This is a genomic window from Streptomyces sp. CoH27 (assembly GCF_020181035.1).
GTDB classification, from domain to species: Bacteria; Actinomycetota; Actinomycetes; order Streptomycetales; family Streptomycetaceae; genus Streptomyces; species Streptomyces camelliae.
This window is the reverse complement of sequence record NZ_JAIQYY010000029.1, coordinates 21,644-39,481: the sequence shown is the minus strand read 5'-3', so window position 1 is coordinate 39,481 and position 17,838 is coordinate 21,644. Positions and strand designations below refer to the sequence as shown.

8 protein-coding genes are annotated in these 17,838 nt (G+C 73.7%); 5 read left to right on the top strand and 3 right to left on the bottom strand.

Annotated features, from left to right (window positions below; genetic code table 11):
* Positions 1-9: 9 nt before the first annotated feature.
* From LE548_RS36740 to LE548_RS36725, 3 genes are all read right to left on the bottom strand, one after another.
* Entirely contained in the window at positions 10-1,329 is a 1,320-nt protein-coding gene (locus LE548_RS36740) for an aminotransferase class I/II-fold pyridoxal phosphate-dependent enzyme (protein WP_225101375.1), read from the bottom strand.
* A gap of 159 nt (positions 1,330-1,488) precedes the next feature.
* Positions 1,489-2,049 (bottom strand): hypothetical protein, encoded by a 561-nt coding sequence (locus tag LE548_RS36735; RefSeq protein WP_225101374.1) that lies wholly within the window; start codon positions 2,047-2,049, stop codon positions 1,489-1,491.
* Positions 2,050-2,687: 638 nt separating this feature from the next.
* Complete coding sequence (locus LE548_RS36725) at positions 2,688-3,155, bottom strand: hypothetical protein (RefSeq protein WP_225101373.1); 468 nt, start codon at positions 3,153-3,155, stop codon at positions 2,688-2,690.
* A gap of 402 nt (positions 3,156-3,557) precedes the next feature.
* Between LE548_RS36725 and LE548_RS36720 the strand changes: the two genes are divergently transcribed.
* The 5 genes from LE548_RS36720 (at position 3,558) to LE548_RS36700 (ending at position 17,836) form a co-directional block, all read left to right on the top strand.
* The gene (locus LE548_RS36720) at positions 3,558-3,707 is read left to right on the top strand and encodes a hypothetical protein (RefSeq protein ID WP_225101372.1); all 150 of its coding nucleotides are present in this window, start codon (positions 3,558-3,560) and stop codon (positions 3,705-3,707) included.
* A gap of 61 nt (positions 3,708-3,768) precedes the next feature.
* Positions 3,769-4,026 (top strand): acyl carrier protein, encoded by a 258-nt coding sequence (locus LE548_RS36715; RefSeq protein WP_225101371.1) that lies wholly within the window; start codon positions 3,769-3,771, stop codon positions 4,024-4,026.
* A 60-nt stretch (positions 4,027-4,086) separates the two neighbouring features.
* On the top strand, positions 4,087-4,287 hold the full coding sequence (locus tag LE548_RS36710; protein WP_225101370.1) for an MbtH family NRPS accessory protein: 201 nt from the start codon (positions 4,087-4,089) through the stop codon (positions 4,285-4,287).
* Positions 4,284-16,274: a non-ribosomal peptide synthetase gene (locus LE548_RS36705; protein WP_225101369.1), complete on the top strand. Its 11,991-nt coding sequence runs from the start codon at positions 4,284-4,286 to the stop codon at positions 16,272-16,274. Before LE548_RS36710 ends, LE548_RS36705 begins: the two co-directional genes overlap by 4 nt.
* The gene (locus tag LE548_RS36700; protein ID WP_225101368.1) at positions 16,268-17,836 is read left to right on the top strand and encodes an amino acid adenylation domain-containing protein; all 1,569 of its coding nucleotides are present in this window, start codon (positions 16,268-16,270) and stop codon (positions 17,834-17,836) included. The genes LE548_RS36705 and LE548_RS36700 overlap by 7 nt, the downstream gene beginning before the upstream one ends.
* The last annotated feature ends 2 nt before the right edge of the window (positions 17,837-17,838 follow it).

The window sequence follows — 17,838 nt, the reverse complement described above, 5'->3', positions numbered from 1 at the left end:
AGGTCGCGGTCATCCGTTCGCGCTGCGCAAGTCCGCCACGACTGCGGCGAGTTCGGCGGCGAATGCCTCGGCCTGCGGCCGGGTGAGGGTGGAACTGGTGATCCGGATGGCGCCCTGGTGCGTGGCCGGATCACGGACGAAGAGGGCGCCGGGGCGTACCGCCCATCCCCGCTGTGCCAGAGCGTCGACCACCGACCGGCCGTCGACGTCGAGCTCGACCCATACGTTCAGCCCGTCGGGCCGGCAGGGGACCTCGATGCCCTGCGCGTGCAGCCGCGCGACGAGCAGGCTGCTGCGGTGTGCGTAGGCTTCGCGGGCCCGTTCGTGCAGTTCGTGCACGGCGGGATCGAGGAGCAGTTCGTGGGCGATGTGCTGGAGCAGGTGGCTGACCCACGTGGTGCCGGCGCTCAGTCGGGCCTCCAGGCGCGCGGTGGTCTCCGTGTCGGCGGCGACGAGGGCGAGGCGCAGGTCCGGGCCGAGGAACTTGGACACCGAGCGCACCAGTGCCCAACGGGCGCTGGTCGCGGGAGTGATCCGGTGGTACGGCCGCGCGGACACCGCCGAGAAGTGGTCGTCCTCGATCACCAGGACCTGAGGGTGGCCGGCCAGGATGTCCCGAAGGTCGGCCGCGCGCTCCGCGGTGAGGCTCGCACCGGTCGGGTTGTGGGCGCGTGGCGTGCAGACGACCGCGCGGGCGCCCTGTTCCAGGGCGGCTCGCAGGGCGTCGGGGCGCATGCCGGCGCCGTCGACCTCGACCGGGGCCGACCGGTAGCCGTTCAGCCGCAGCGTGCCGATGCTCGCCAGGAAGCAGGGGTCCTCGACCGCCACCGTATCGCCGCGGGCGAGGTGGGCGTTCAGGAGACGTTCGGTGGCGTCGACCGCCCCGTGCGTCACCAGTGTCCGGAACGGCTGCTCGATGTCCTCGGCGAAGTCGGCACAGGCCCACTCGGCCAGCCCCGCGTCGACGGCGGGCATGCCGTACAGGGGCTGGCTGTAGCGCCCGCGGCGCGCGGCGCCCAGGAGGTCGGGCAGCAGTTCCGGATCGGGGTTGCCGCTGGCCAGGTCGATCAGGGTGCCGCCGACTCCGACGCCTTCACGGGCGAGCTGCGGTACGGCCGCGATCACCGTGCCACCGCGGCCTCGGGTCTCGGCCACCCCGGCCTCGACGAGCCGCCGGTACGCCAGGGCGACCGTGTTCCGGTTGACGCCCAGCTCGGCGGCGAGGGCCCGCACCGGTGGCAGCACCGCCCGCGGCGCGAGCTCACCCGAAGCGACCAGGTCCCGCACACTGCCTGCGATGTCACCCGCTGTCGTACCACTGATGCGCATGGAATCACCTCCGGGGTCGACCCTAACACTTTGTCCTATGCCAAAGTCGAGAGGTGTGGTTGTGCCTGAAGCGCCGGAGGGGCTTCGGCGGGTCTGTCGCGTGCGGGAGAGTGCCGCCCGGAGCGTGAGCGTTCGGGCCCAGCGGTCCAGAAACAGTTGTCAGCTGGGCCTCAGCAGCTGGTCGGCCGGCGCGAAGCGGTGTTCCTGCGGCTGCAGCACTTCGTAGAGGTGGCCGAAGTACTCCGTCTGCGCCGTCCCCGTGAGCACCGCCAGCAGGAAGGCGAGGCATCCCATGTCGTGATGCTCCCACAGCGGGCCGCGCCCCTCGTTGTAGAGGACCGTCCACTCGTCCGGGTGCTGACCGGGCCGTACCAGCCAGTACAGGAACGCCCCCGTGCCCTCCTCGAACGCCCACGGCAGAACCCGCGCGCCCGGCTCCACCAGCTGGGCGGGCTTCTCCTCGCCCATGTCCCACAACCCCGCCAGGATCTCGGCGCGTTCCGCGGTCTGCGCGTGCAGGTCGCAGGTGTCGTAGGCGGACTCCGGGACGAGCAGCCAGACCGTCTCGTCGAAAAGTCCGTCGCCGTACCTCTCGACAAGCTGCTTGTAGTCGGCCGGGAGGGCCGTGGCGAGGGCGCGCTCGGCCTTCGCCCAGTCCACCGGGGGTGGCGGGCCGGCCGGAGGCGGGCAGAGGTGGACGAGGTCGTCGAGGTCTGTCACGGCACAGACGCTACTCAAAGCAGCCGCCTGCGGTTCGGCGGGGGTGTCGCTGACGAGGGCGATGTCCGCTGACAAGGTCGGGGCGCCGGGCCTGAGATGATGGCGGCAGCCCGCGCCCTGGTGTCTGCTGAACGGTCTGTACGAGGGGCGGGGGTCCGGCTGGAGGCGTGGGTCAAGCGGTCTGACATGTCCCGCGGCGCGCGTCCGGTCGCTCATGGTGCCGTGGAGCGAACGTTCTCCGGCCGCCGTTCCAGATCGGTCAGGCGCACCTTCCCTCTGATGTATCACCGGCGGGTGCAAGAAGTACGCTGCCGGATCGAGGCTCTCCAGCAGTCTTCGGCGAGCCTCACGCTGTTCCCGGAGTACATCCCGCAGAACCCGCACGAGTGTTCGGGCGTCCAGATCGCGGCCCTTCGACGCCCGCTTCGAGAACATCTTGACCGACGGCCGGCGGCTCTTCTTCGTACCTACGACCGCTGTTACGCCGTGACGCATCGAGTGAACTGGCCGGCCGTAGCTCTTTACGGGTAAGCACCCGAAGAACGCCGGGCGTTCGTGGCTTCTGTCGGAAATCCGGCAGGAGAGCTGAGCAACCCCGCACCACCTGGAGGTCATTCGCGCTCGGGTGCCGTATGTCGTCACACGGAAGTCCGGGCCGTGTCGAACGACAGGCACAGCAGGAGCGCCGCTGCGGGACCGTGGGTGAGGGACAGGCGGTAGCTGGGGGGCACATAGAGGACCTCGATCGTGTGCAGCCACAGGGTGGTGTCGGGCGCCGGGGACGGCTGTGGTGGATGGAGGCGGGCGAGGAGGCTGCCGTGCAGGACGATCAGCAGGATGCTGCCGGGGGCGTCGAAGGCCCAGGACGTCGGGGCTTCGGTGGCCGCGGCGGGCAGGCCCAAATAGGCAGCGTTCACCGGGGTGTTCAGGGCCGTCGCGAACACCGACCGCATGTGCTCCGCCTCGGGCCCGGCCGGGACGAACCGGCCGAGGGACGCCGCGGCGCGGGCCGGGCCGCGCAGGGCCCTGAGGAGGGACGGGGGCGGGGGCGGGGGCCACACCAGGGCGGGGCATCGGTCGCGATGGACGGACAACGACAGCAGCACGTGGTGGACGAAGGGACACAGTGAGGGACAGTCCCGGCACACCGGCTGTAATCCGTCTACGTCACTGCCCATAGGACTCCTTCATGGATGCGGTGTCATGCGGTGTCACACGACCGCACGGCCGGGACTCGGGTTCCCGGCGGACGGGGAAACATTCCTCGGCGCAGCAGGCTACGTCTGCGGGGCACGCCACCTCGAAGTCTTTTCCCGTTTGTCGGAGGTATTTGGCACCAGCCCACCGCCCACGACGTGACGAATGTCCGGTGTTGGCATGGTGCGTACCCACCTCGTTTTCCTGCCTGGCAGTTTGGTGAACCACTGCGACGGTCGGCGCGAAAGGGCTTACACGCGACAGTGTTGGTGCACCCGAAAAGAACCCACCCCCCTCGGAGTTGAGCCCCCATGTATGCGCGAATCCATCTGTGCTCGCTTCTCCTCGCCGCCGCGGCGTTCGCCGCCCCGGTCCTCCACCTCACCGGCGGTGAAGGCCCTCGGGTCGCGGCGGTGGCCCGGCTCGCCGTTCCCACGCAGGACAGCGGCTGGGGTGGCTGAATTCCACCGCAGAACTCTCTCTCGATCGGCCGGAAAACACCAGCGGAAGTGGAGCTCAATCATGAGTACGGCACTCGGAGCGAACACGCGTGAGATCGCTCAGCAGATAGCCGGAATCTTTCGGGAAGTGCTGGGCGCGGACCGCGATCCGGACACAGGAAGCGAGTTTTTGGCCATTGGCGGTGATTCCCTCACCGCGGCACGCGCGGTGTCCCTGATCAGCGCGCGGTTCGAGGTGCGGGTCACGGTCCGCGACCTCTTCCGGGCCAAGAGCGCCGACGCGCTGGCGACGGTGGTGCACCACCGCCGCGCCGGCTGACCGAAGCATCCCCAGCACCCCACCCGGCCGGTATCCACCGAACGACCGAAAGGCGGCGACATGGCAGCGCAGATCTACCGAGTGGTCCTGAACGACGAGGAGCAGTACTCCATCTGGCCGGCCGACCGGGATCTCCCGGGCGGCTGGTACGAGGAGGGCACCTCGGGCACGAAGGAGGAGTGCCTCGCGCACATCGAGCGAGTGTGGACGGACATGCGGCCACTGAGCCTGCGCCGGATACGGGAGACCACGCAGGCATGACGACCTCCAGCGAACTGACCGACGCCAAACGGGAACTGCTCGCCCGCCGGTTGCGCGGCCGGGCCGTTCCCGCGCCCGCGGGCGGGCCGGGCTGGTCCGGCATCCCCCGCCGTACGGCGGGCACGCCGGCCCCGCTCGCGCCCGTCCAGCACAACCTCTGGGTCGCCGACCGGCTGCTCTCCGACAACTCGGTCTTCAGCGTCCACCGCGTGCTGCGGCTGACCGGCCCGCTGGACCGGACGGCCGTACGCCACGCCCTGGACCGTCTGGTCGAGCGGCACGAGGCGCTGCGCACGACCTTCCAGGACACCCGGCCGCCGGCCCAGACTCCGCAGCCGCCCGCACCGGCACCGCTGCGGATCGTCGACCTCGGGCATCTGCCGCCCGCCGCCCGCCGCAACGCGGCCGTCCGGCTCGCCGAGGAAGAACTCGCCCAGCCCTTCGACCTGGCCCGGGGGCCGGTGTTCCGGGCCCTGCTCGCCGTCCTGGACGACACCACCCACCTGCTGGTGCTGAACCTGCACCACTGCGTCGCCGACGAGTGGTCCTGCGGTGTGCTCGCCCGCGAGTTCGGCGCGCTGTACGCCGCCTGCCGGGAGGGCGGCACGACCGAGCTGCCCGCCCTGCCGGTGACGTACGCCGACTACTCGGCCTGGCAGTCCGAGCGGCTCTCCGGCGAGCTGCTCGACCGTCAACTCGCTTACTGGCGTACGGCATTGGCGGACACTCCGCCGGTCCTGGAGCTGCCCGCCGACCGGGTGCGGCCGCCCGTCCCCTCCTACCGGGGGCACAGCGCCCGCAGACAGCTGCCGCCCGAGACCAGCTCGGCCCTGCGCGCGTACGCCGCCGGCCACCACGTCACCCTCTTCACCGCGCTGCTCTCCCTGTACGGCGCCTTCCTGCACCGGTGGAGCGGCGGCCAGGAACGGTTCGCCGTGGCCACCCCGGTCTCGGGACGGGTCTCGGCCGACACCGAACCGCTGATCGGGATGCTCGCCAACACCCTGCCCATCCCCCTCGACCACAGCGGGACGCCGGACTTCGCGACCCTCCTGAAGCGGGCCAACACCGCCGTCCTGGGCGCCCTGGAGCACCAGGACGTCACCTTCGAGCAGCTCGTGACGGACTCCGGCCTGCCCCGGGACGGCTCGCGCAACCCGCTGGCCCAGGTGATGTTCCAGTGCATCGAGGCCCGCGAGCACGTCTGGGAGCTGCCGGGCGTCACCGTGGAGCGCGAGCGGCTGCGCGGTGGCTCCGCCAAGGTCGATCTGACCCTGGCCGCGGTCAATCTGGGCGAGACCGTGCAGCTCGACCTCATCGGCGAGAGCACCCTGTTCGAGCCCGGCACCGTGGAGCGCATGCTCGACTGCCTGGTGGAGGTGGTCGCCCAGGCCGTGGCCGCCCCGGGCACCCCCGTGCGGGCCGTACGGCTGCTCACCGCCGGGCAGGAACGCGCCGCCCAGGACTGGAACCGTACGGAGGTCGCACGGCCGCACGGTCGCACGCTGGTGGACCTGTTCGCCGACACCGTCGCCGCCCACCCCGACGCGACCGCCGTCATCAGCGGCACGACCGCGCTCAGCTACCGCGAGCTGAAGGCCGCCGCCGACCGCGTCGCCGGCCGGCTGCGGCAGGCCGGCGCCCGCCCCGGCGATCTGGTGGGCCTGCATCTGAGCCGCGGCGCGCATCTGCTGCCCGCCCTCCTCGGCGTGCTGTCGGCCGGCTGCGCCTATCTGCCGCTGCCCACGGACCATCCGCGCGAGCGGCTGACCGCCATGCTCCACGACGCTGGAGCCGCCCTCGTCCTCACCGAACCGGGTCACCCCGACCTCGCCTCCGGCCTGCCCACGGTGGACGTGCGGGCCGACGGCGAGCCGACGGGCGCCGGCCGGCCGCTCGGCACACCGCGGCCCTGCCCCGCCGACCTCGCCTACGTCCTGTACACCTCCGGCTCCACCGGCCGCCCCAAGGGCGTCGAGGTCGAGCACGGCGGACTGCTCAACCTGCTGCTCGACCAGCGCGACCGGCTCGGTGCCGGGCCCGGGGACGTGTGGCTCGGGCTGACCGCGCTGTCCTTCGACATCGCCGCGGTCGAGCTGTATCTCCCGCTGATCACCGGCGGACGGCTGGTGCTCGCCCCGGACGGCACCGGGCGGGACGGAGCGGCCGCGGCCGGGCTGGTCCGCGCGCACGGGGTGACCCATGCGCAGGCCACCCCGTCCGGCTGGCGTGTGCTGCTGGCCGCCGGGGCCGCGCTGCCGCAGCTCGCGGTGGCGCTGACGGCCGGCGAGCCGCTGCCGCCGGCGCTGGCCCGGGAGATCCGCGGCAAGGCCCGCCGGCTGCTGAACGGATACGGGCCGACCGAGACGACGGTGTTCGCCACCATCGACGAACTCACCGGCGACGACGACGAGATCACCATCGGGCGGCCCCTCGACAACTACACCGCCCACATCCTCGACACCGGCCTGCGCCCGGTCCCGGTCGGGGTGCCCGGAGAGCTGTACATCGGCGGCGCCGGAGTCGGCCGCGGCTATCTGCGCCGGCCCGCGCTGACGGCCGAGCGGTTCGTGCCCGACCCGTTCGGGCCGCCCGGCGCCCGGCTGTACCGCACCGGCGACCTCGCCGCCCGCCGGGCGGACGGCCGGATCCGCTTCCTCGGCCGGAACGACCACCAGGTCAAGATCCGCGGCCATCGCATCGAACTCGGCGAGATCGAGGCCCGGTTGGCCGAGCACCCCGGTGTCGCACAGGCCGTGGTCGCGCCGCAGGAGACCCCGTCCGGCACCCGGCTGGTCGGCTACGTCGTCGGTACGGCGGCCGAGGGCGAGCTGCGCCGGCATCTGACCGCCGTACTGCCCGCCGCCATGGTGCCCGCCGTCTTCGTCCGGCTGGAGAGCATGCCGCTGTCGGCGAACGGCAAGGCGGACCGTGCCCGGCTGCCCGCCCCCGATCCCGGCGCCGCCGCCCCGGCCGCGTCCGCGCCGCTCGCCGACGGAGCCCAGCGCGCCCTGGCCGCCGTATGGACCGAGCTGCTCGGCGTCCCGGTGACCGGCCCGCAGGACAACTTCTTCGTGCTCGGCGGTGACTCGGTCAGCGCGGTGTTCCTGGCGTCGAAGGCCCGCGAGGCCGGCTACGCGCTCACCACCCGGCAGGTCTTCGACCACCAGACCCTGGCCGAACTCGCTGCCGTCGCCGAGCCGTTGGAGCCCGCACCGGGCGCCGTACGGCCCACCCCACGGGACTTCCCGCTCGCCGGCCTGGACCAGGAGGCACTGGACCGGATCCTCGCGGACGCACCGCCCGGCGGGATCCAGGACATCTACCCGCTCACCCCGCTCCAGGCCGGGATGCTGTTCCAGAGCGTCCACGACCCCGACGGCAGCGCCTACTTCAACCAGTACCGCGTCGACATCGACGGCGACCTCGACCCCGACGTCCTGCGGTCCGCGTGGCAACACGTCGTCGACCGGCACGACGCGCTGCGCTGCTCCTTCCGCTGGGAGGGCGTCCCGCGTCCGCTCCAGGTCGTCCACCGCACGGCGCCCGTCGACTTCCAGGTCCTGGACTGGACCGGCACTCCCGCGAGCGAGCTGCCCGGCCGCCTCGATGCGCTGCTGGCCGCGGAACGCCGGCGCGGCTTCGACCTGTTCCGCACCCCGCCGCACCGCTTCCAGCTGATCCGCACCGGCCCCGCCGCCCACCACCTCGTCTGGCACAGCCACCACATCCTCGCCGACGGCTGGAGCGTCGGCCCGCTGCTGAACGAGGTCTTCGCCACCGCCACCGCCCTGCGCCGCGACGGCCGCCCGCCGCGGGACCTGCCCGAACCGGTCCCGCACCGCACCTACGTGGAGTGGCTGGAGCGCCAGGATCCGGGCGCGGCCGAGCGCTACTGGCGCGACCAGCTGGCGGGGGTGAGCGAACCCACCCCGGTCCCGGTCGTGCGCCGCCCCGCGGAGGGCACCGCAGGCGGCGAGGCCCGCAGCGTCGAACTCACCCTGGACAGTGCCGTGGTGGAGCGGCTGAACCGGCTCGCCCGGGAGCGGCGCTGCACTCTCGGCACCCTGGTGCAGGGCGCGTGGGCGCTGCTGCTCGGCCGCTGGAGCCGCCGCGACGACGTGGTGTTCGGACTGACGGTCTCCGGCCGGTCCGCCGACCTGCCGGGGATCGAGCGGACCGTCGGCCTGCTGATCAACACCCTGCCCGTGCGCGTCCGCTGGGACGAGGACGAGACGCTCGGCGACTGGCTGGGCCGGCTCGCCGGGCAGCTCGCCGCGCTCCGGGACGTCGAGCACTGCGCCCTCTCCGACATCCACTCCTGGTCACACGTCCCGCGTGATCAGCGGCTGTTCGACAGCGTCCTGGTCTTCCAGAACCTCGCGCTCGCCGACCGCGCCGACCTCGGCGGGCTCGCCGTCCGCATGGGGCCCGTTCGGCAGAGCAGCGGCTTGCCGCTGATGCTCAGCGCCCGGTTCGCCGCGAGCGGCGCCGTACTGGAACTCGTCCACGAGGACGACCACGTCGACACCGCGGACGCCGAACGGCTGCTGGCCTCGCTCGGGCATCTGCTCACCACGTTCGCCGACCGGCCCGCGGCCCGGCTGCGCGAGCTGGCCGCGCTGCCCGAGGACGCCCACGATCTGATCGTCCGGCGGTGGAACGCCACCGAGCGGGAGTTCCCGCACGCCACCACCGTGCCCGCGATGATCACCGCTCAGGCCGCCCGTACCCCGGACGCGGTCGCCGTCGTCTCCCGCGGGCAGCGGCTGTCTTACGCCGAACTGGACGCGCATGCAAGGGCGTTGGCCCACCGGCTGCGGCAAGAAGGGGTGCGGCCCGGGGACCGGGTCGCGCTGCGGGCCGACCGGTCCGCCGATCTGCTCGTCGCCGTGCTCGCCGTATGGCGGGCCGGGGCCGCCTATGTGCCGCTGGACCCCGAGTACCCGGACGAACGGGCCGCCTACGTCCTGTCCGACTCCGGTGCCACCGTCCTGCTCGCCTCCCCCGCACCGCCCACCGCGCTCGCCGCCGCCTGCCGCACGGTCCTGCGCATCGAGGAGTCGGCCGGGGAAGCACCCGACGGCGATCCGGTCACCCCGCTGCCCGCCGATCTCGCCTACGTCCTGTACACCTCCGGCTCCACCGGCCGGCCCAAGGGTGTCGAGGTCGCGCACGGCTCGCTGGCGCGGCTCGTCGCGGCCATGGCCGACGTCCTGCGCGCCGCGCCGGACGACGTGTGGCTCGGGCTGACCGCGCTGTCCTTCGACATCTCCACGGTCGAGCTGTTCGTGCCGCTGACCACCGGCGGCCGGGTCGTCGTCGTACCGGAGGAGGACCGCTGGGACGGCGGTGCCCAGCGGGCGCTGATCCGGGCGCACGGGGTGTCGCATGTGCAGGCCACCCCGTCCGGCTGGCGGCTGCTGCTGGCCGCCGGGTTCGGCGAGGACGACGGCGTGCGCTGCGCCCTGACCGGCGGCGAGGCGCTGCCCGAACCGCTGGCCGCCGAACTCACCGCGCCGCTCCCCCGGCTGGTCAACGTGTACGGTCCGACCGAGGCGACCGTGTGGGCCACCTTCGACGAACTCACCGGCCACGACGGCGAGATCACCATCGGCCGGCCCCTGCCCAACTACACCGCGCACGTCCTGGACGACGGCATGCGCCCGCTGCCCATCGGCGCGCCGGGCGAGCTGTACCTGGGCGGCGCCGGGGTGGCCCGGGGCTACCACGACCGGCCGGGGCTGACGGCCGAGCGGTTCGTGCCCGACCCGTTCGGGCCGCCCGGCGCCCGGCTGTACCGCACCGGCGACCTCGCCGCCCGCCGGGCGGACGGCCGGATCCGCTTCCTCGGCCGGAACGACCACCAGGTCAAGATCCGCGGCCATCGCATCGAACTCGGCGAGATCGAGGAGGCGCTGACCCGGCACCCGCACGTGGCCATGGCCGCCGTGGCGGTCCACCGGGACGGCAGCGGCGAGCCGTTCCTCACCGGGTACGTCTGCGGTGCCGGCCCGGACCCGGCGGACCTGCGTGACTTCCTGCGCGGCGAACTGCCCCGCGCCATGGTTCCGGCCCGGTTCGTCGTGCTGGAGCGCATGCCGCTCAGCCCGGCCGGGAAGATCGACCGCGGGGCGCTGCCGGACCCCGGCGCCGCCGCCCCCGAGACGGACCGGCACATCGCACCCCGCACCCCTGCCGAGCGGGCCCTCGCAGAGATCTGGCAGGAGGTGCTCGGGGTCGCCGAGGTCGGCGTGAGCGACGACTTCTTCGCACTCGGCGGCAATTCCGTCAAGGCGGTCCTGATCACCGCCCGCGCCCGGGAGCGGGGCCTCGCCCTGACCACCAGGCGGCTCTTCGCCCACCCCACCGTCGAGGCACTGGCCGCCACGCCCACCGAGGTCACCGCCCCGGAATCCGGCACCGAGCCGTTCGCCCTCGCCGGCCTCACCCCGGCCGAGCTGGACGTGCTCCTCGGCACCGTCGGGCGCGCGGACACCGAGGACGTGCTGCCGCTCTCCCCGCTCCAGACCGGCCTGCTCCTGCACACCCTGGCGGAGACCGCCGACTATGTGCGCACTTTCGCGGTGGACCTCGACGGCGCCTTCGACCAGGACGCCTTCGAGGAGGCGTGGCGGTATCTCGTCGACCGGTACGCGATCCTGCGCTCCACGTTCCGCTGGGCGGACGTACCGCACCCGGTGCAGGTCGTACGGCGCCGCGCGGCACCGGAGTTCACCCGCGTCGACCTGACCGGGCTGCCCGGCGAGGAGCGCGCGGCGCGGCTCGCTGAGCTGACCGAGGACGAGCGGCGTACCGTGTTCGACCTGGCCGAGGCGCCGCCCGCGCGGTTCCTGCTGGTGCGGCTGGCCGAGGACCGGCACCGGTTCGTGTGGACCACGCACCACATCGTGTTCGACGGGTGGAGCCTGCACGCCCTGTTCGCGGAGGCCTTCACCGCCTATCGGCACCGCGCGGACATCGGGCGGCTCCCGGACGCGCCCCCGCCGCCCCCGTACCGGGACTATCTGCGCTGGCTTCAGCGGCAGGGCGCGGACGGCGGTACCGCGCGTGCCCTGGAGCGGTGGCGGACCGAGCTGGCCGGCTTCACCCGGCCCACCCCGCTGCCCGGCAGCCGGCCCACCGGCCGGCCCGCCGCCGTGCACACCGAACGACAGGCGCTGCCCGCGGGCCTCCTCACCGCCCTGGACCGCACCGCCCGCCGGCACCGCGTCACCGTCGGCACACTCGTGCATACCGCGTGGGCGCTGCTGCTCGCCAGCACCAGCGGCGAGCGGGACGTGCTGTTCGGCACGACCCTCTCCGGCCGGTTCGGGGACGTCCCCGGCATCGAGTCGATGGTGGGGCTGCTGATGAACACGCTGCCGCTGCGTCTCGACGTCGACCCGGACACCCCGCCCGCCGCCCTGCTGCGCTCGGTGCACCAGCGGCTGGCCGGCCTGGCCGGACGCGAGCACGTGTCCCTGGGCGAGGTGCAGCGCGCGGCCGAAGTGCCGGGCGGGAAGCGGCTGTTCGACTCGCTCGTCGTCTTCACCGACGTCGGTACCGGCAGCCTCCCCAAGGGCGTACGGCCGGTCCCGGAGAGCGAGGTCCGCGACACCGGCTACCCGCTGGTCCTGGAGGCCGTGCGCACCGACCGGCTCGTCCTGGAGCTCGGCTGCGACCGCTCCCGCTACGACGAGCCGACCGCCCGCCGGCTGCTCGCCCAGACGGTACGGCTGCTGACCGCGCTCACCGAGGACCACGACCGGGCGGCCGGGCTGCCCATGCTGTCCGAGGAGGAGTACGGCCTGGTCGTCCGTGACTGGAATGCCACCGGGGCCGGCTTCCCCGCCGAGCGCACCCTGCACTCCCTCATCGAGGAGCAGGCCGCGCGCACCCCGGACGCCCTCGCCGTCCGCTGCGGCGCGGAGGGCCTGACCTACGCCGAGCTGAACAGCCGGGCCAACCGGGTCGCGCACCGGCTGCGCCGCATGGGCGTCGGCGCCGGGTCGCTGGTGGCCCTGTGCACCGAGCGCTCCCTGGAGCACGTGATCGGCGTCGTCGCCATCCTCAAGGCGAGCGCCGCCTTCGTACCCGTCGACCCCGAACACCCGGCCCGGCGGCAGGCGTACATCCTCGCCGACGCCCGCGCCCAGGCGGTGCTCACCCAGCGTCGGCTGGTGGAGTCGCTGCCGGACGGCGCGGAGACGGCCGTACCGGTCCTCGCGCTGGACGACCCGGCCGTGTGGCAGGACGAGCCGGACCACGACCCGGCGCCGGTGGCACTGCCCGCCGATCTGTGTTCGCTGTACTACACCTCCGGCTCCACCGGCCGCCCCAAGGGCGTGGCCTCCACGCACGAGGGCTGGGTCAACCGGATGTGGTGGATGCAGCGGCGGCACGGGCTGCAGCCCGGTGACGCGGTGCTGCACAAGACGACGCTCACCTTCGACGACGCCGCAGTGGAGATCCTGTGGCCGCTGATCACCGGTGGCCAGGTGGTGCTGCTGGCGCCGGGTGCGCACCGCGACGCCCATGAGATCGCCGACGCGGTGATCCGCCACGGGGTGGTGCACGTGCAGTTCGTGCCCAGCGTCCTGGAGGTGTTCCTGGATGTGCTCACCCCGGAGCGGGCGGCGGCCATGACCCGGCTGCGTTCGGTCCTGACCAGCGGTGAGGCGCTGCGGCCCGTCCTGGTCCGCAGGTTCCGGGAGCTGTTCGGGGACCGGGTGAGCCTGGACAACACCTGGGGCGCCACCGAGGTGTCGATCGACTCCACCTTCCATGTGTGTACGCAGGCGGATGTCGCCGCCGAGGACGGGGCCGTCAGTCTGGGCCGCCCGTTCGACAACAACACCGTGTACGTCCTCGACGCGGACATGTCTCCGGTGCCCGTCGGGATCAGCGGGGAGCTGTTCATCGGTGGTCTCGGCCTGGCCCGCGGCTACCACGGCCGGCCCGGACTGACCGCCGAGCGGTTCGTGCCCGACCCGTTCGGGCCGCCCGGCGCCCGGCTGTACCGGACCGGGGATCTGGGCCGGTGGCGGGCGGACGGCACGCTGGAGTTCGGCGGGCGCACCGACCACCAGGTGAAGATCGGCGGTGTCCGCGTCGAACTCGGTGAGATCGAGGACGCGTTGCGCCGCGCCCCGGGTGTGAAGGACGCCGTGGTCGACGTCCGGGCACTGGACGGCGTAAAGATCCTCGTCGGCTACACCACGGGCGGCACCGCCCCCGAGCAGCTGCGGGCCGCGCTGCGGGCCGAGTTGCCCGACGCCATGGTGCCGAACGCCTTCGTCGCCCTGGACGCCGTACCGCTGAACGCCAACGGCAAGGTGGACCGCGCGGCCCTGCCGGACCCCGAGCCGGACGCGGGGGCGGCGGCACAGTCGTACGTCGCCCCGCGCACCGCGACCGAGGAGACGCTGGCCGGTATCTGGGCGCGGGTGCTGCGGGTGCGGCGGGTGGGCGTGCACGACGACTTCCGGGTCATGGGCGGTGATTCGATCCTGCTGATCCACACCGTCGCCCGGGCACGGGAGGCGGGCCTGCCCGTCACCCCGCGCATGGTGTTCGAGCATCCCACGATCGCCGGTCTGGCCGCGGCGATCGACGCGGCGGCCGCCCGGGGCCGCGCGGTGGTGGTCCACGCCGAGCAGGGCCGGGTCACCGGCGAGGTGCCGCTGGGGCCGATCCAGGCGCAGTACGCCGAGCTGGGGCCCCGCGACCGCTTCAACCAGTCGCTGCTGCTCGCCGTCGACGCGACGGTGGCGGCCGGCCCGCTGCGGGCGGCGCTGTCGGCGCTGGCCGGCCACCACGACGCCCTCCGGCTGCGCTGGACGCGGGAGGCGGACGGGTGGCGGCAGTACCTGGCCGAGGCGGAGGACGCCGACCTGCTCACCGTCGTCGACGCGGCGGAGGAGGCGGCCGCGGTAGAGGCGGCGCACGCCGGGCTCGACCTGGCCCACGGGCCGCTGCTGCGGGCCGTGCTGCTGCGGCCGGCCCGGCGCCTGCTGCTGGTCGTGCACCATGTCGCCGTCGACACCGTCTCCTGGAACATCCTGGTGGAGGACCTCAACACCCTGGTCGCCGGCGGCGCGCTGCCCGCCAAGACCACCTCCGTGCAGTACTGGGCGCGGCGGCTCGCGGAGCACGCGGCGAGCACGGAGTTCCGCCCGGAGGCGGAGTACTGGGCGCTGCCCCGGCCCGCCGCAGCGCCGCTGCCGCTGGACCGGGCCGACGGCGAGAACACCGAGGGCCGCTCCCGGACCGTGCGGGTCGTCCTCCCGGCCGCCGTCACCGAGGCGCTGCTGCGCCGGGCGCCCGCCGCCCATGGAGCGGAACCGGACCATCTGATGCTGGCCGCGCTCGCCCGCACCCTCACCGAGTGGACCGGGGGCGACACCGCCGCGTTCGACGTCGAACGGCACGGCCGCGAGGCCCTGTTCGACGAGGTCGACCTCTCCCGCACGGTGGGCTGGTTCACCGGCGTACGGCCCGTCGTGGTCACCCTGCCCGACCCGGACGACACGGCCGCCTGTGTCGCGGCCGTCCGCGAACACCTGCGGGCCGCGCCGGCCGGAAGCGTCGGTGACGGACTCGCCCGGCACCTGCGCCCCGGCACCCGGGACACCCTCGCCGGCCGGCCGCGGCCGCAGGTCTGCTTCAACTACCATGGCCGCCGCGACGGCACCGGCACCGTGGCGGGCGCGTTCCGGCCGCTGCCGCAGGCCTTGGGCGAACCGGTCGACCCCGAGCAGCGGCGCTCGCACCTCGTCGAGATCGACTCGGCGGTCCTCGAAGGGCAGCTGCACCTGGTGTGGCGCTACGCCGCCGACCACTTCGACGCCGCCACCGTCGAGGACCTGGCCGAGCGGTATCTGCGCCGGCTGACCGCCCTGGTGGAGCACAGCGCCACGCCGGGCGCGGTACGGCGGCCCGCCGAGCCGTTCGTGGAGCGGCTGTTCGCCGGGACACCGGCCCCGCTGCTGCCGATGCTGCGGCACCGGGTGCCCGGCGTGGGCATCGCGGTCATCGCCGACGGCGAGCTGCGCGGCGCCTGGGGCTTCGGCACCCTCGGGACCGAGAACCCCACCCCGGTGGACGCGCGGACCCTGTTCCAGGTCGGCTCCATCAGCAAGCACGTCACCGCGCTGGCCGTCCTGCGCCTGGTCCAGGAGGGCCGCCTGGACCTCGACACGGACGTCAACCGGCTGCTCACCACCTGGCGGTTGCCCGGCGAGGGCGGCGTGACCCTGCGCCACCTGCTCAGCCACACCTCCGGTCTGGGTGAGCAGGCCTACCACGGCTACCGCGGCGACGAGCGGATGCCGGCGCTGCGCGAGGTGCTCGACGGCCGCCCGCCTGCGGTGACGCCCGCTGTACGTCCGGAACGCCCGCCGGGCTCCGGGTACCAGTACTCCAGCAGCAACTACGCCGTCGTACAGCAGGTGCTGGAGGACGTCACCGGGCAGCCGTTCGGGCCGCTGCTGCGCTCCCTGGTGCTGGAGCCGCTCGGCATGTCGGACAGCGACTTCGCGCCGGACGCGCCGTACCGCTACGACGGCCCGGTGGCCGTCAACCACCGCCTCGACGGCACCGCCTACCCCGAGGGCTGGCATCTGTACCCGGAGTCCGCCGCGGGCGGCCTGTGGTCCACGCCCGCGGATGTGGCCCGGGTCGCGATCGAGATCCAGCGGGCGGTGGCCGGCGGGCCTGCGGCCTTCCTCACCGCCGAGTCGGCGGCCGAGATGCTGCGGCCGGTGCCGGGCACCCCGGGCGGCCTCGGCACGATCGGCAAACCGTACGGCGAGCGGCGCTGGTTCGGCCACACCGGCGGTGTGCCCGGTTTCCGCTCGCTCACCTGGGCGGACCCGGACCGCGGCCTCGGCCTGGTGGTCACGTCCAACTCCGATGCCGGAGAGGACTTCCTGCGAGAACTGCTGCACGAACTGGGCGTCGGACTGGAGGACGCGCGATGGTGACCTTGGACGAGGCGTTCCGCCGCTGGGCGGAGCGCACTCCGGACGCGGTGGCGGTGGAGAGCGCGGACACCGTGCTCACGTACCGGGAACTGGACGCGCGGGCGGGGCGGTTGGCCCGCCGGTTGCGCCGGCACGGGGTACGGCCCGGGGAACTGGTCGGCGTCGCCGCCCGCCCCTCGCCGCGGTTCGTGGTGACGATGCTCGCGGTGATCAGGGCCGGGGCCGCCTATGTGCCGCTGGACCTGTCGTATCCGGCGGACCGGCTCGCGCACATGCGCCGCGACAGCGGCATCCGGCTGCTGATCGCCGGCTCGGCCGAGGAACTGGAGGAGCTGGAGGAACTGACGGACGGGCTCGCCGGCTGCGAGGTGCTCACACCGGACCTCCTCCCCGATGATCCCGAAGACGTACTGACGAGTGTGCCGGCCGCGCCGGACAGCCTGGCGTACGCCATCTACACCTCGGGCTCGACCGGGCTGCCCAAGGCGGTGCTGGTCGAACACCGCAATGTGCTGGCCTTCGCTCTCGGGCAGGACTTCGTCGGACTCGGGCCGGGCCGGGCGATGCTGCGGACCAGTTCCTTCTCGTTCGACGCGTCCGTGCTGGAGACGTGGGGCGTGCTGCTGCGCGGCGCCCGGCTGGTGTTCCCGCCCGAGGACATGTTCGGCTCGGAGGAACTGACGCAGGTGCTCACCGCCCACCGGGTGACCGACCTGTGGCTGTCGGTCGGCCTGTTCCACCAGCTCGTGGACGAGGACCCGGCCGCCCTGGCCGGGCTGCGCACCGTCGTCACCGGCGGCGACATCGTCTCCCCGCAGCGGGTGCGCCGCGCCCTGGCCGCCAACCCGGGGCTGACCGTGGCGCACGTCTACGGGCCGACCGAGACCACCGTGATCTGCTCCCGGCACTTCGTGTCCGACCCGGAGAGCGTGGAGAGCCCGCTGCCGCTGGGCACCCCCATCCCCAGCGTCCGCTTCCACGTCGTCGGCGAGCAGGGCGAGGTCCTGCCGCCCGGGGAGACGGGCGAGCTGTGGATCGCCGGGGAGACGGTGGCCCGCGGCTACCACGACCGGCCCGAACTGACCGCCGAGCGCTTCGTCACCGAGCCCGGCACCGAGGACGGGCGGGCCTACCGGAGCGGGGACCTGGCCCGGATGCGCCCCGACGGGGTGGTCGAGTTCCTCGGCCGGGCCGACCGGCAGGTGAAGGTGCGCGGCTTCCGCGTCGAACCCGGTGAGATCGAGACGGCCCTGCTCGACGTGCCCGGTGTGCGCGCCTGCCTGGTCGTCGCCCGCCCCGCGCCCCCCGGCGACAAGCGGATCGTCGCCTACGTCGTCCCCCGGCCCGGCGCGCGTGTCCCGGCGGCCGAGGCGCACCGGCTGCTCGCCGGCCGGCTGCCCCGGCACATGCTGCCCGCCGAGTACATGGCGGTTGAGGCGCTGCCCCTGGACGCCAACGGCAAACCGGACCGGCACCGGCTGCCCGACCCCGTGTGGGGCAGCGGCACGCACACCGTCCTTGCCGTCCCCGCGCCCCCGGCCGTTCCGTTCGAGAGGATCTGACC

Excerpts from the sequence above, each read along its gene's own strand:
- LE548_RS36740 (WP_225101375.1), bottom strand. The coding sequence starts at position 1,329 with ATGCGCATCAGTGGTACGACAGCGGGTGACATCGCAGGCAGTGTGCGG.
- LE548_RS36720 (WP_225101372.1), top strand. The coding sequence starts at position 3,558 with ATGTATGCGCGAATCCATCTGTGCTCGCTTCTCCTCGCCGCCGCGGCG.
- LE548_RS36715 (WP_225101371.1), top strand. The coding sequence starts at position 3,769 with ATGAGTACGGCACTCGGAGCGAACACGCGTGAGATCGCTCAGCAGATA.
- LE548_RS36710 (WP_225101370.1), top strand. The coding sequence starts at position 4,087 with ATGGCAGCGCAGATCTACCGAGTGGTCCTGAACGACGAGGAGCAGTAC.
- LE548_RS36705 (WP_225101369.1), top strand. The coding sequence starts at position 4,284 with ATGACGACCTCCAGCGAACTGACCGACGCCAAACGGGAACTGCTCGCC.
- LE548_RS36700 (WP_225101368.1), top strand. The coding sequence starts at position 16,268 with ATGGTGACCTTGGACGAGGCGTTCCGCCGCTGGGCGGAGCGCACTCCG.